General features: G+C 67.3%; 11 protein-coding genes. 9 read left to right on the top strand and 2 right to left on the bottom strand.

The window, feature by feature from the left end; all coding sequences use genetic code 11:
• The first annotated feature begins 145 nt into the window (after positions 1-145).
• The 4 genes from F0U63_RS47950 to F0U63_RS47935 all read left to right on the top strand — a co-directional run bounded on the left by F0U63_RS47950 (position 146) and on the right by F0U63_RS47935 (position 4755).
• Complete coding sequence (locus tag F0U63_RS47950) at positions 146-1930, top strand: thiamine pyrophosphate-requiring protein (protein WP_395842063.1); 1785 nt, start codon at positions 146-148, stop codon at positions 1928-1930.
• Between the two features lie 64 nt (positions 1931-1994).
• Positions 1995-3146: a zinc-dependent alcohol dehydrogenase gene (locus F0U63_RS47945; protein ID WP_395842061.1), complete on the top strand. Its 1152-nt coding sequence runs from the start codon at positions 1995-1997 to the stop codon at positions 3144-3146.
• An 11-nt stretch (positions 3147-3157) separates the two neighbouring features.
• Positions 3158-3562, top strand: coding sequence for a hypothetical protein (locus tag F0U63_RS47940; RefSeq protein WP_395842059.1), 405 nt, complete (start codon positions 3158-3160; stop codon positions 3560-3562).
• A gap of 56 nt (positions 3563-3618) precedes the next feature.
• The gene (locus F0U63_RS47935) at positions 3619-4755 is read left to right on the top strand and encodes an aminotransferase class V-fold PLP-dependent enzyme (RefSeq protein WP_395842057.1); all 1137 of its coding nucleotides are present in this window, start codon (positions 3619-3621) and stop codon (positions 4753-4755) included.
• Between the two features lie 10 nt (positions 4756-4765).
• Here the strand turns inward: F0U63_RS47935 and glgC are convergent, their stop codons facing one another.
• On the bottom strand, positions 4766-6016 hold the full coding sequence (glgC, locus tag F0U63_RS47930) for a glucose-1-phosphate adenylyltransferase (protein WP_395842055.1): 1251 nt from the start codon (positions 6014-6016) through the stop codon (positions 4766-4768).
• Positions 6017-6254: 238 nt separating this feature from the next.
• On the opposite strand from glgC, the gene F0U63_RS47925 reads away from it, so the two are divergent.
• The 5 genes from F0U63_RS47925 (at position 6255) to F0U63_RS47905 (ending at position 12734) form a co-directional block, all read left to right on the top strand.
• Positions 6255-6692 carry a hypothetical protein gene (locus tag F0U63_RS47925; protein ID WP_395842053.1) on the top strand — a complete coding sequence of 146 codons (438 nt, stop codon included), beginning with the start codon at positions 6255-6257 and terminating at the stop codon, positions 6690-6692.
• Between the two features lie 108 nt (positions 6693-6800).
• The gene (gene pgm, locus F0U63_RS47920) at positions 6801-8438 is read left to right on the top strand and encodes a phosphoglucomutase (alpha-D-glucose-1,6-bisphosphate-dependent) (RefSeq protein WP_395842051.1); all 1638 of its coding nucleotides are present in this window, start codon (positions 6801-6803) and stop codon (positions 8436-8438) included.
• A 20-nt stretch (positions 8439-8458) separates the two neighbouring features.
• On the top strand, positions 8459-8836 hold the full coding sequence (locus tag F0U63_RS47915; protein WP_395842049.1) for a DUF3253 domain-containing protein: 378 nt from the start codon (positions 8459-8461) through the stop codon (positions 8834-8836).
• 105 nt (positions 8837-8941) lie between these two features.
• The gene (locus F0U63_RS47910) at positions 8942-10270 is read left to right on the top strand and encodes a hypothetical protein (protein ID WP_395842047.1); all 1329 of its coding nucleotides are present in this window, start codon (positions 8942-8944) and stop codon (positions 10268-10270) included.
• A 19-nt stretch (positions 10271-10289) separates the two neighbouring features.
• Complete coding sequence (locus F0U63_RS47905) at positions 10290-12734, top strand: tetratricopeptide repeat protein (protein ID WP_395842045.1); 2445 nt, start codon at positions 10290-10292, stop codon at positions 12732-12734.
• An 82-nt stretch (positions 12735-12816) separates the two neighbouring features.
• On the opposite strand, the gene F0U63_RS47900 is transcribed toward F0U63_RS47905, so the two are convergent.
• On the bottom strand, positions 12817-13515 hold the full coding sequence (locus F0U63_RS47900) for a hypothetical protein (RefSeq protein WP_395842044.1): 699 nt from the start codon (positions 13513-13515) through the stop codon (positions 12817-12819).
• Positions 13516-13597 lie beyond the last annotated feature (82 nt).

Genomic DNA, 13597 nt, shown 5'->3' with positions numbered 1-13597 from the left:
GTGCCCAGGGCTAGGGCGAGATGGGCTGCGAGGAGGGGAGCGCGGCCTGCTCCCGCCTCCGGGGGCGTGCGTAGGTTTTCGCCACGGCGGGGGCCCTGACGGGGGGAGGTGTACCTCCAAGCGGTCCGCCCGAGGGAGACACGCCATGAGTGGCACCGTCAGCGATTACCTGCTCTACCGGTTGGGCCAGTGGGGCGTGCGCCGCATCTACGGCTACCCGGGTGATGGCATCAACGGCGTCATGGGCGCGCTGCGGCGCAACTCCGAGTTCCAGTTCATCCAATCGCGCCACGAGGAGATGTCGGCCTTCATGGCGTGCGCGCACGCGAAGTTCACCGGCGAGGTGGGCGTGTGCATGGCGACGTCGGGGCCCGGGGCCATCCACCTGCTCAATGGCCTGTACGACGCGAAGCTGGATCGCCAGCCGGTGGTGGCCATCGTGGGGCAGCAGGCGAGCATGGCGCTCGGCGGCCACTACCAACAGGAGGTGGACCTCTCGACGCTCTTCAAGGACGTGGCGGCCGAGTACCTCACCATGGTGACGCACCCCTCGGCCATCCGCCACGCGGTGGATCGGGCCATGCGCATCGCCCAGGCCCAGCGCACGGTGACGTGCATCATCCTGCCCAACGACATCCAGGAGCAGCCCTACGAGCCGCCGCCGATGAAGCACGGCACGGTGCACTCGAGCGTGGGCTACAGCGCGCCGCGCGTGGTGCCCCAGGAGCGGGACTTGCGGCGCGCGGCGGAGGTGCTCAACGCGGGCGGCAAGGTGGCGATGCTGGTGGGCGCGGGCGCGATGCGCGCGGCGCCGGAGATTCTCGAGGTGGCGGACCTGCTGGGGGCGGGCGTGGCCAAGGCGCTGCTCGGCAAGGCGGTGCTGCCGGATGACCTGCCCTTCGTGACGGGCGCCATCGGTCTGCTCGGCACCAGGCCGAGCTGGGACATGATGATGGGCTGCGACACGCTGCTCATGGTGGGCACGAGCTTCCCCTACTCGGAGTTCCTGCCGCCCGAAGGCCAGTCGCGTGCCGTGCAGATCGACTTGGACGGGCGCATGCTGGCCATCCGCTACCCGGTGGAGGTGCCGCTCACGGGCGATGCCAAGGAGACGCTGCGCGCGCTCGTTCCGCTGCTCAAGCGCAAGGAGGACCGGAGCTGGCGCGAGGGGGTGGAGAAGAGCGTGCGCAAGTGGTGGAAGGTGGTGGAGGGCCAGGCGATGGTGGACGCCAACCCCATCAACCCGCAGCGCGTGTTCTCCGAGCTGTCGCCGAAGCTGCCGGACCGGGTGATTCTCGCGGCGGACTCGGGGTCGACGGCGAACTGGTTCGCGCGGGACTTGAAGATCCGCGGGGGGATGATGGCGTCCCTGTCGGGCAACCTGGCCACCATGGGCTGCGGGGTGCCGTATGCGATTGGCGCCAAGTTCGCCTACCCCGAGCGGCCCGTCATCGCGCTGGTGGGCGACGGGGCCATGCAGATGAATGGCAACAGCGAGCTCATCACCGTGGCCAAGTACTGGCGCGAGTGGAAGGATCCGCGCTTCATCGTCCTGGTGCTCAACAACCGCGACCTGAACATGGTGACGTGGGAGCAGCGGGTGATGAACGGCGACCCCGAGTTCAAGGCGTCGCAGGACCTGCCGGACTTCCCCTACGCGCGCTACGCGGACTCGATTGGCCTGCGCGGCATCCGGGTGGACAAGCCGGAGCAGATCGCCGGGGCGTGGGACCGGGCGCTGGAGTCGGATCGTCCGGTGGTGCTGGAGGCCTTCGTGGATCCGGACGTGCCGCCGCTGCCGCCGCACATCTCCGTGGAGCAGGCCAGACACTTCTCCGAGGCCATCCTCAAGGGGGACCCGAAGGCGGCGGGCATCATCAACCAGTCCATCAAGGCCATGGTGGAGAAGCTCAAGCCGCACAAGAGCTGACCCGTGTTTCACCTCACACACACCCATTACCCGCGGCCGGGGGGCCGCGGAACAGGAGCGGTGCATGCAAGCGATGGTCTACGAAGGGCCCTACCGCGTGTCGGTGGGCAAGAAGCCGGATCCGGTCATCCTCCACCCCAATGACGCCATCGTCCGGGTGACGCGCACGGCCATCTGTGGCTCGGACCTGCACCTGTTGCACGGGCTCGTCACGGACACGCGCGTGGGGTGCACGTTCGGCCACGAGTTCGCCGGCGTGGTGGAGGAGGTGGGCCGCTCGGTGCGCAACCTCAAGCCCGGGGACCGGGTGGTGGTGCCCTTCAACATCTCCTGCGGCAGCTGCTTCTATTGCAAGCGCGGCCTGTTCGCCAACTGCGAGAGCAGCAACCCCAACAGCGACCTCGCCTCGGGCGTGTATGGCTATTCGCACACCACGGGCGGCTTCGAGGGCGGCCAGGCTCAGTACGTGCGCGTGCCCTTCGCGGACGTGGGGCCGATGAAGATTCCGGACGACATGGAAGAGGAGGACGTGCTCTTCCTGAGCGACATCCTGCCCACGGGCTACCAGGGGGCGGAGATGGGCAACATCCAGCCGGGGGACACCGTGGTGGTGTTCGGCTGTGGCCCGGTGGGCATCTTCGCCCAGAAGTCCGCGTGGCTCATGGGCGCCGGGCGCGTCATCGCCGTGGACCATGTCCCCTACCGCCTGGAGTTCGCCAGGAAGTACAGCCAGGTGGAGACGCTCAACTTCAAGGAGGAGGAGGACATCATCACCACCTTGAAGGAGATGACGGACGGGCGCGGGCCGGACGTGTGCATCGACGCGGTGGGCATGGAGGCCGAGGGCGAGACGCTCAACAACCTCCTCGGCGTGAAGCTCAAGCTGCAGGCGGGCTCGCCCACGGCCATCAACTGGTCCATCAACGCCGTGCGCAAGGGCGGCACGGTGTCCATCATCGGCGTGTACGGGCCCCCCTTCAATCTCATCCCCATCGGCACGGCGATGAACAAGGGCCTGACGATGCGCATGAACCAGTGCAACACCAAGCGCTACATGGGCCACCTGCTGGAGCACATCCGCGCGGGGCGCATCGACGCCAAGGGCATCATCACCCACCGCTTCCCGCTCGCCGAGGTGTCCAAGGCGTACGACATCTTCTCGGGCAAGAAGGACGGGTGCATCAAGTGCGTGCTGTTGCCGCACGGACACGCGTGAGGAGGCCGGACATGGCACAGCGAGAACACACCGACATCAGGGGCTGGGGCGCGGACGAGGATCCCAGGAACCGGCCCGGAGTCCCCATGCTGCTCGAGCCCCGGGTGCGCGGCGGGGCGCACTGGCAGGAGCCGGAGCGTCAGCCTCCTCCGGAGGTGCCCGTGCTCAAGCGCGCGTCGCTCGAGGAGCTGACGCCCGTCTTCAGCACGGCCATTCCGCCCAAGGGGCTGAGCGGCATTCTGCGGAGCGTGGCGTATGACATCCCCGAGCACTACTTCCGGCACGTGGCCCTGCTGCTGCTGGCGGACCGGGTGGACGTGCTGGAGTCGCGCCTGCGCACCCAGCCCGTGCGCGCCCTGGGCACCGTGCTGAGCCTGGCGGGCGGAAGCTGGCTCATCAGCCGCCTGCGCAAGTAGACACAACGGCGACGGAGGGCGGGCGCGGGGCTGCCGGGGCGTTATGCTCCGGGCCCATGCGCCTGCCCAACCAACGCCACCTGTTCGACCTGCCCGAGGGCCTCACCTGGCTCAACTGCGCGTACATGTCGCCCCAGTCCCACGCCGTGACGGAGGCGGGACGCGAGGCCGTGGCGCGCAAGGCGAGGCCCTGGCAGGTGCGGCCCGAGGACTTCTTCACCGAGTCGGAGGCGCTGCGCCGGCTCTTCGCGAGCCTGGTGGAGGCGGACGCGGAGGGTGTGGCGCTGGTGCCCTCGGTGAGCTACGGCATGGCGGTGGCGGCGGCCAACGTGCCGGTGCGCGTGGGCCAGCGCCTGCTGGTGCTCGCCGAGGAGTTCCCCTCCAACGTGTACCCGTGGCGCGAGCTGGCCGAGCGCTCGGGCGGGCAGGTGGTCACCGTGCGCCGGCCGCCGGACGGGGACTGGACGCGCGCGGTGCTCGCCGAGCTGGACGAGCGCGCGGCGCTGGTGGCGCTGCCGCACTGTCACTGGACGGATGGGAGCCTGGTGGACCTGGAGCGCGTGGGCGCCCGGGCGCGCGAGGTGGGCGCGGCGCTGGCGGTGGACGCGACGCAGTCGCTGGGCGCGCTGCCCCTGAGCGTGGAGCGGGTGCGGCCGGACTTCCTCGTGACGGCGGGCTACAAGTGGATGATGGGGCCCTACAGCCTGGGCTACCTCTACGTGGCGCCGCGCTGGCGCGGGGGCCGCCCGCTGGAGCACAACTGGCTCACGCGCGCGGGCAGCGAGGACTTCGCTCGTCTGGTGGACTACCGGGACGACTTCCAGCCCGGGGCGCGCCGCTTCGACGTGGGCGAGCGCAGCAACTTCGCGCTCGTGCCCATGGCGCTCGCGGCCCTGCGCCAGCTCACCTCCTGGGGCGTGGCGGACATCCAGGAGACGGTGGGCGTGCTGACGGCGCGGCTGTCGGCCGGGGCGCGCGCGCTCGGGCTGGAGGTGGCCCCCGAGGGCCTGCGCGCCGGGCACCTCATGGGCCTGCGCAACCCCGGGGGCTATCCCCCGGACATGCCGGCGAAGCTCGCGGCGCGCCGGGTGTTCGTGAGCGTGCGCGGCGACAGCCTGCGCGTCTCGCCCCACCTGTACAACACGGAGGCGGACGTGGACCGCCTCCTCGAGGAGCTGGACACCTTCGCCTGAGCGCTCCGCCTCAGTCGAACGAGTAGTTCTTGGGCACCACGACGATGCCGCTGTCCGTCACGGTGAAGCCGCGCTCCTTGTCCGCCGCCAGGTCGTAGCCGATCTTCGTGTGGGGCGGCACGCGCACGCCCTTGTCGATGATGGCGTTCTTCACCTGGGCGTGCCGGCCGATGTCCACCTCGTCGAAGAGCACCGAGCGCTCCACGAGCGAGTAGGAGTTCACCCGGACGCGGCGCGACAGGATGCTCTGGCGCACGGTGCCGCCGGAGATGATGCTGCCGCCGGCCACCATGGAGTCCAGCGCCCGTCCCATGCGCTCGCCCGCCTCGTGGACGAACTTGGCCGGGGGGCTGAACTCCACCGCGGTGCGCAGCGGCCACTCCGGGTTGAAGACGTCGAACTCGGGGTTGGCCGACACGAGGTCCATGCTCGCCTCGTGGTAGGCCTCGAGCGTGCCCACGTCGCGCCAGTACGTGTTGGCGCGGTCCTGGCCGGGGATGGGGTTGGAGTGGAAGTCATACGCCTGGATGCTGTAGCCGTCGCGCAGCGCGCGCGGCAGCACGTCCTTGCCGAAGTCGTGCTGGCTGCCCTCGGTCTTCGCGTCGATCTCCAGCAGCTCCTGGAGCACCTTCTTCTTGAAGATGTAGTTGCCCATGCTGGCCAGCGCGTGCGTGGGCTTGCTCGGCATGGCCGGGGGGTTCTTCACCTTCTCCTGGAAGTCGGTGACTCGGCCGCGCTCGTCGATCTGCATGACCCCGAAGCGGTGCGCCTCGGCGAGCGGCGTGGGATAGGCGGCGATGGTGATGTCGGCGCGCGTGGCCTCGTGCTGCTCGAGCATGTGCGCGACGTTCATCTTGTAGATGTGATCACCCGAGAAGATGGCCACGTTGTCGGCGCGGTAGTTCTCCACCAGGTGCAGGTTCTGGTAGATGGCGTCCGCCGTGCCGCGGTACCACACCGGCCCCAGCTCCTCGTAGAGGTACATCTGCGCGGGCACCAGCGTGATGAAGTAGTCGGCGAGCAGCCCCGAGCCGAAGCGCCAGCCGCGCTGGATGTGCTCGGTGAGCGACTGCGCCTTGAACTGCGTGAGCACGTAGATGGAGTAGACGCCCGAGTTGAGGAAGTTGCTCAACGCGAAGTCGATGATGCGGAACTTCGAGCCGAACGGCACGGCGGGCTTGGAGCGTTTGGCTGTCAAGGGCGCCAGGCGTGTGCCCTGGCCGCCGGCGAGAATCATTCCGAGGATGCGCTTGCTGCTCATTCGTGGGTGAACCCCCTCTGGGCGCGGCAGTATAGGAGGGTGTTCACGGAAGGCGCGGTTCTCTTCTACTTCCTCGATTCATGGCGCACGGCGCCATGATTGGGGGCCCAACGCCACCAGGGGGGCCGCTCCGCTCCCGGGGGAGCGGCCAGCCACGCGAGGGCCGCCTGTCGCCCATGGGCGCCCTGACCATATTCCCCTCGGCGCACACACCACGGAATTTTCAGAGGAGAGGCGTATGACCAGGACCAGGCTGTTGTGGACCGGACTCGTCGCGGGGGCGATGGTGTTGGGGACGGCGTGCTCGTCGGACATGTCCGCCCGGCGCTCGGAGCCGGCACCCGTTCCCCAGGTGGGGCAGCCCTCCGAGGTAGGCACGGGGGGCGCGGGGGATGAATCCGGGAAGGGCAACACGGGCGTGTATGACGACTACTCGGTGCCGCAGGAGGACCGCGGGAGCACCGGGGGCTCGGGCTACGAGGATCCGGTGACCAACCCGGACGCGAGCGGCACGAGCAACTCCAAGGACAAGGCGGACGTGCGCGACCAGGATCCCTCGCAGGAGCCGGGCACGGGCGGCTCCGGCTACGAGGAGGACAGCGAGATGTTCGAGGAGAGCCAGGAGCTGGGCGGCAGCCGCTTCCCCGGGGACAAGGCCGTTCCCCAGCACCTGTAGCCGCTGACGCGGGCTCCCCACGCCTTCCCCGCAGAGGGGAGGCGTGAACGGGAGAACATCGCGGAAAACGGGGCGTGCCGTGAGGGCGCGCGGCGCTAGAGTGGCCGCGTGGCCCATCAATTCGCTGGCAAGCCCCCTCCCGATTCCATCCTCATCAACCCCGACACCCTGCGCTCGCAGTACTACTCGGAGCTGCCGGACGTGCGCGAGCCCGAGCAACGCGTGGCGTTTGGCACCTCGGGCCATCGTGGCTCGGCCGCGCGCCGCAGCTTCAACGAGGCGCACATCCTGGCTGTCGTGCAAGCCATCTGCGAGTACCGGGAGAAGCAGGGCATCAACGGCCCGCTGTTCCTGGGCATGGACACGCACGCGCTGAGCGAGCCCGCGCAGCGCACGGCGCTCGAGGTGCTCGCGGCCAACGAGGTGCGCGTGCGCTACACGCCCGGCGCGACGCCCACGCCCGTCATCTCCCACGCCATCCTCACCCACAACCGCGGGCGGCAGACGGGCCTGGCCGACGGCATCGTCATCACCCCCTCGCACAACCCGCCCGAGGACGGCGGCATCAAGTACAACCCGCCCAACGGCGGCCCGGCGGACACCAACATCACGAGCTGGATGGAGAAGCGCGCCAACGAGCTGCTCGGCTCGGGCAACGCGGCGGTGCGGCGCATGCCCATCGAGCGCGCGCAGAACGTGGCCCACCTGGAGCGCTACGACTTCATCACCCCGTACGTGGAAGACCTGCGCAACGTGGTGGACCTGGACGTGGTGCGCGGGGCGAAGCTGTCCATTGGCGCGGATCCGCTGGGCGGCTCGAACCTGGACTACTGGGAGCCCATCGCCGCGCGCTACGGGCTCAACCTCCAGGTGGTGAACAAGACGGTGGACCCCACCTTCCGCTTCATGCGCGTGGACCATGACGGGAAGATCCGCATGGACTGCTCGTCGCCCTACGCCATGGCGGGGCTGGTGGAGCTCAAGGACCGCTACGACATCGCGTTCGGCAACGACACGGACTCGGACCGGCACGGCATCGTGACGCGGAGCGTGGGGTTGATGAACCCCAACCACTACCTGTCCGTGGCCATCAGCTACCTGTACCGCAACCGGCCCCAGTGGAAGCAGGACGTGGGGGTGGGCAAGACGCTGGTGAGCAGCAGCATGATCGACCGCGTGGCCGGGGACCTCGGTCGGCGCGTGGTGGAAGTGCCGGTGGGCTTCAAGTGGTTCGTGGATGGGCTGCTGGATGGCTCGCTGGGCTTTGGCGGCGAGGAGAGCGCGGGCGCGTCCTTCCTGCGCCACGACGGCAGCGTGTGGTCCACGGACAAGGACGGCATCATCCTGGACCTCCTGGCGGTGGAGATCCTGGCGCGCACGGGCAAGGACCCGGGCGTGCACTACCAGGAGCTGACGAAGAAGTTCGGCGCGCCGCTGTACACGCGGATTGATCAACCGGCCACGTCGGCGCAGAAGGCGGTGCTCAAGAAGCTGTCGCCGGAGGCGGTGCGGGCCACGACGCTGGCGGGCGAGCCCATCACCCAGCGGCTCACGCGGGCGCCGGGCAACAACGCGGAGCTGGGCGGGCTGAAGGTGGTGGCGGACAACGGGTGGTTCGCCGCGCGGCCCTCGGGTACGGAGGACGTGTACAAGATCTACGCGGAGAGCTTCCGGGACCAGGCGCACCTGGACGCGCTGGTGAACGAGGCGCGGCAGATCGTCGGCGACGCGTTCTCGCGCGGCTGAACCTTGGGGGCGGGAGACTCATGACGACTCCCGCCCCGAAGACGTGCGCGGTCTGCGGCCGGAGCATCACCTGGCGCAAGAAGTGGGAGAAGGACTGGGCGCAGGTGCGCTACTGCTCCGAGCGGTGCAGGCGCCGGAAGGACGCGGGGCGCCAGGACGGACTCGAGCGGCGCATCCTGGACATGCTGGCGACGCGGGCGAGGGGGGCGACGATGTGTCCCTCGGAGGTGGCGAGGGCGGAGGGAGGGGAGGACTGGCGCGAGCGGATGGAGCCGGTGCGCGAGGCGGCGCGGCGGCTGGTGGCGCGGGGCGAGGTGGAGATCCTCCAGGGGGGCCGGGTGGTGGACCCGTCGACGGCCCGAGGCCCCATTCGGCTGCGGCTGCGCGGGCCCCAGTAGGCGGGCAGGCGTGCCAGCATCTCGCCAGTGCACGGCGCATCTGTTAGGAGCGCGGGGTTCACCGTCCTGCCAACCGGCGGCCCTTCGCGGACGGAGACAACGCGCATGAAAACCGAAGACCTGGCATTCCTCCGCTCCTTCTTCCGCGCGGTCACCGACGAGCCCATCAAGTTCGATGAGCGCGACACGAGCCGCTACGTGCGGCTGTACGACACTCCGGAACTGGCGCAGCATGACCCGGTCAAGTTGCTCGCGCGCTCCATCCAGTTCGCCCTCGGGCAGAGCGTGCAGCTCTTCTCCGGCTTTCGGGGGAGCGGCAAGAGCACCGAGTTGCACCGCCTGCGGAAGTACCTGGGCGAGCAGGGTGACTACAAGGTCGTGCTCTGCGACATCGAGGACTACATCAACCTGTCGCAGAGCGTCGACATCATCGACTTCCTGCTGGCGGTGGCTGGTGCCTTCGGCGATGCGCTCCAGAAAGAGGGCTTCCTCCCGATTGATCCCGCGAAGGAAGGATACTGGGAGCGCTTCCCCAACTTCTTGAAGCGCACCAACGTCAGCATTCCGGACTTCTCCACGGTGGGAATCAAGGTCGCGCTCAAGAGCGACCCCTCGTTCCGGGAGACGCTCCAGAAGCGCATGGCGGGGCATCTCGGGGCGCTGGTGGAGGACGTGCGCGCCTACGTCACGGATTGCGTGCGCAAGGTCAAGGAGCGATTCGGTCCTGATACGGAGGTCGTGCTGCTGCTGGACTCGATGGAGCACATCCGAGGGACGTCGACCAATGCGATCGCCGTCCAGGACTCGGTGGTGAACCTGTTCAATGGTCACAGTGACAAACTCCACTTCGACCACCTGCACGTCGTCTACACGATCCCTCCCTATCTGAAGGTGCTGTCCCCGAATCTCGGAACGCTCTACTCCCCGGGGGGCGTCCAGGTTCTGCCAGCCCTCAAGGTGAGAGACAGCTCCGGAAACGTCTTCCAGCCCGGTCTCGACTTGCTGGAACAGCTCATCTCCGCGCGAAACGACTGGAAGCGACTGCTCGGCCCGGAGAGGGAAACGCTCGACAGGCTGATCCTCTTGTCCGGCGGGCATCTGCGCGACTTCCTCCGGCTGATCTCCGAGGTCATCCGCCGGGCGGATCGACTGCCGGTGCCGAAGGAGACGGTCGATGCCGCCATCGCGCAAGTCCGCACCGAGTTCCTCCCGATTGCCGATGCGGATGCGAAGTGGCTCCACCTGATCGCGACCACACATGGTGTGGCGCTTCCAGAAATCAAGCAGTTGCACGATCTCGCGCGCTACTTGGATACGCATCTCGCGCTCTATTACCGGAACGGTGACGAGTGGTACGACGTGCATCCGCTCGTGCGCGACGTCGTGAAGGCTCAGGTGGAGGCGGCCAGCAATCGCTCAGCGCAGGATACCTGACAGAGAGGCGTGAATCGCCATGAAGCCCGTCACCGAAGCGGACATCGGCCCTGGAGGTGAAGCGGAATGGCTGAGATTGCGACGGCAGCTGGAACTCGCCGAGGGGTTTTGGCTGGGGTTCATCTTCTCGCCGTCTCCGCTGAGTTCAGGAGTACTCCGTCGCCGTACCGAGCGACTGCTCCGGGGGATGACGCGCCGGTTGGAGCCCTTCCAGCCTGAGAGTCCGTCGGGTCTCAAGGGCATGCTTTCCACCCTGTTCGCCCCGGAAGCTGCGAACGCGGGATGCACGTGGGTGGAAGCCTTGAGCCCCGATCCAGGAGATGGAGCGGAGCGACCCTGGCGAGAGGCCTGGCTCGAGCTGGTCTCTCGCATGAACGAGCGGCGGGATGCCCTTCGCCGACACCTGCGCGGTGGCCTTGTACTCGTTGCGCCTCCGGAGATGAAGCTCCCGATGCGGGAGGCGGCTTCCGACCTTTGGTCCATTCGTGCCTTGGTGGTTGAACTACCTCTGGTTGCGGAGAGCATACCGAGAGAGTCCAGCATCAAGGCAGGCTTCTTGTCGGAACTGGCCGAGAGCGGGAAGATCCCTGAGTCCGAAAGGCTGATGGAGTTTGCTCTTGCCGAATCGGAACGACTCCTGGCGAAGGCTGTTGGCGGCGATCCAAGACAGATAGAGGTTCTGCTTGTTCGGGTGGATGCACTGCTCTCATCTGGGCGAACGATCGAAGCTGTCGAAACAGCTCGCAGGGCACGAGAGCTTGCCTTCAAGGACTCACAGGCAGTGCCACGCCTACAGGCTCAGGCACTCCATATGCTCGCCCTGGCCGAGAAGGCGCATGGAGACTCAGCTGCGGCTGCGGAGCATCTGGAGCAGGCTGTCAATGTGCTTGGGCCTCATGATGATCGCTATCGCGTATCACTGATGGATGAGCTAGCAAGTCTTGCCATTTGGCGAGGCGATCTTGTGCCAGCGCTGGCTGCCTACGAGGAGTCCCTGGCCCTTCGACGACAACTCCGTGCTGCGCTGGGCGACACGCCTGAGGCCCTGCGCGACCTCGCCATTTCCCTCGACAACGTAGGCGGTGTGCAGCAACGCCTGGGCCACCTCCCGGCCGCCCGTGCTGCTTACGAGGAGTCCCTGGCCCTCACCCGACAACTCCGTGTTGCGCTGGGCGACGCGCCCAATGCCCTGCGCGACCTCGCCATTTCCCTTAACAGGGTAGGAGATGTGCACCAACGCCTGGGCCACCTTCCGGCCGCCCGTGCTGCTTACGAGGAGTCTCTGGCCCTCACCCGACAACTCCGCGCTGCGCTGGGCGACACGCCCGAGACCTTGCGCGACCTCTCCGTTTCCCTCGACAACGTAGGCGGTGTGCAGCAACGCTTGGGTCACCTTCCGGCCGCCCGTGCTGCTTACGAGGAGTCTCTGGCCCTCGCCCGGCAACTCCGTGCTGTGCTGGGCAACACGCCCGAGGCGCTGCGCGACCTCTCCGTTTCCCTCGACAACGTAGGAGAAGTGCACCAACGCCTGGGCCACCTCCTGGCCGCCCGTGCTGCTTACGAGGAGTCCCTGGCCCTTCGACGACAACTCCGCGCTGCACTGGGCGACACGCCCGCGGCCCTGCGCGACCTCTCCGTTTCCCTCGACAACGTAGGAGAGGTGCACCAACGCTTGGGCCACCTTCCGGCCGCCCGTGCTGCTTACGAGGAGTTCCTGGCCCTCACCCGACAACTCCGCGCTGCGCTGGGCGACACGCCCGAGGCGCTGCGCGACCTCTCCGTTTCCCTCGACAGGGTAGGAGAAGTGCACCAACGCCTGGGCCACCTCCCAGCGGCCCATGCTGCTTACGAGGAGTCCCTGGTCCTTCGACGACAACTCCGCGCTGCGCTGGGCGACACGCCCGAGGCCCTGCGCGACCTCTCCATTTCCCTCGACAGGGTAGGAGATGTGCAGCAAAGCCTGGGCCACCTTCCGGCCGCCCGTGCTGCTTACGAGGAGTCCCTGGCCCTCACCCGACAACTCCGCGCTGCGCTGGGCGACACGCCCGAGGCCCTGCGCGACCTCTCCGTTTGCCTCGACAGGGTAGGAGAAGTGCACCAACGCCTGGGCCACCTCCCAGCGGCCCATGCTGCTTACGAGGAGTCCCTTTCCCTTACCCGACAACTGCGCTCTGTCCTGGGAGACATGCCCGAGGCCCTCCGCGACCTCTTCGTTTCCCTCAACAAGGTAGGGGGCGTACAACAAAGCTTGGGCCACCTCCCGGAGGCCAATGCAGCCTACGAGGAGTCCCTTTCCCTTGTCCGCCAACTCCATGCGCTCATGGGAGACACTCCTCAGACCATTGAAGATCTCTCTGTCTGCCTCGACAAGGTCGCAGATATACGAGAAGCCCTTGGCGACAGTGTCGGCGCTGCGCTTGTACGAGGGGAATCACAATCACTTCGCAGTCGGGTGATGGACTAGCATGTGCGGTGGAGATCCTCCAGGGCGGCCGAGTAGTGGACCCATCGACGGCCAGAAGCCCCATCCTACTGCGGCTGCGTGGTTAGGGAATGCTGGCAGGTTCGCTCGTGAAGAGTGCATCAAACAGCGTGGTATGTGGAGGTTCTTTGGACTCCACGAACAGAGGAATGGGAGTTCGCGCGATATCGCTCGGAACCGCGCTGAATCCAAAAGTCTCCTCGATCTTCCTGGAGATTACACGGACTGGGAAGTCCATACCTGGACGTGTGGGCTCGAACATGGCTTTGAGCTGACTTCGGTTGCCATCGGTGTAATCATATTCTACGGCATACACTGTATACACGGGGGCCAGGATGCTGATGCACCCAACGATGGACCAATCGTATCGTGGGAGCTGAGTGCACAGGATTGGGTATGCGATAAAGCGGAAGCCAGCATCCGCCGTGCTTCCCATGAGCTTGAGTTCGAACCCAGGAAGCGAGCGCTGGAGATCATCCCGGAACGACCACCAGCGCTCAACGTTTTCAAGCTCTCGGGTCCAGGCCGCCTGGAGTCTTTCCGTCCTGGGGCTCGTCTCTTGTCGAAGATAGAAGTCCTTGCTCGAATCCCAGTAGTTGCTTGCGATGGCCAGTAGCTTTTCCGCCGAGAGCGTCATGGGATGAAGGGAGCAGGGAGCGTGGATGATGCCCTCCTCGCGAATCCGGGTCACCTCCCGCGCTGCTCCTTCCATCGCCGTGGTGAACACTTCCTTCCAACCCGGGCCGTGAGGGTCCTCGGCCACGTCGGTAGCCTCCTGGAGTCCCAGTCGTGCCCGGAGAGTGCCGGGCTCGTCCGGGTCCGGTCGGGGACGGCTATACTTCGAG

The organism is Cystobacter fuscus, from assembly GCF_044360685.1.
Taxonomy (GTDB): Bacteria; Myxococcota; Myxococcia; order Myxococcales; family Myxococcaceae; genus Cystobacter; species Cystobacter fuscus_C.
The sequence above is the reverse complement of the archived record's forward strand: the minus strand, read 5'-3'. Positions and strand labels throughout refer to the sequence as shown.

Excerpts from the sequence above, each read along its gene's own strand:
- F0U63_RS47940 (WP_395842059.1), top strand. The coding sequence starts at position 3,158 with ATGGCACAGCGAGAACACACCGACATCAGGGGCTGGGGCGCGGACGAG.
- F0U63_RS47910 (WP_395842047.1), top strand. The coding sequence starts at position 8,942 with ATGAAAACCGAAGACCTGGCATTCCTCCGCTCCTTCTTCCGCGCGGTC.
- F0U63_RS47925 (WP_395842053.1), top strand. The coding sequence starts at position 6,255 with ATGACCAGGACCAGGCTGTTGTGGACCGGACTCGTCGCGGGGGCGATG.
- F0U63_RS47935 (WP_395842057.1), top strand. The coding sequence starts at position 3,619 with ATGCGCCTGCCCAACCAACGCCACCTGTTCGACCTGCCCGAGGGCCTC.
- F0U63_RS47945 (WP_395842061.1), top strand. The coding sequence starts at position 1,995 with ATGCAAGCGATGGTCTACGAAGGGCCCTACCGCGTGTCGGTGGGCAAG.
- glgC (WP_395842055.1), bottom strand. The coding sequence starts at position 6,016 with ATGAGCAGCAAGCGCATCCTCGGAATGATTCTCGCCGGCGGCCAGGGC.
- F0U63_RS47915 (WP_395842049.1), top strand. The coding sequence starts at position 8,459 with ATGACGACTCCCGCCCCGAAGACGTGCGCGGTCTGCGGCCGGAGCATC.
- F0U63_RS47950 (WP_395842063.1), top strand. The coding sequence starts at position 146 with ATGAGTGGCACCGTCAGCGATTACCTGCTCTACCGGTTGGGCCAGTGG.
- F0U63_RS47905 (WP_395842045.1), top strand. The coding sequence starts at position 10,290 with ATGAAGCCCGTCACCGAAGCGGACATCGGCCCTGGAGGTGAAGCGGAA.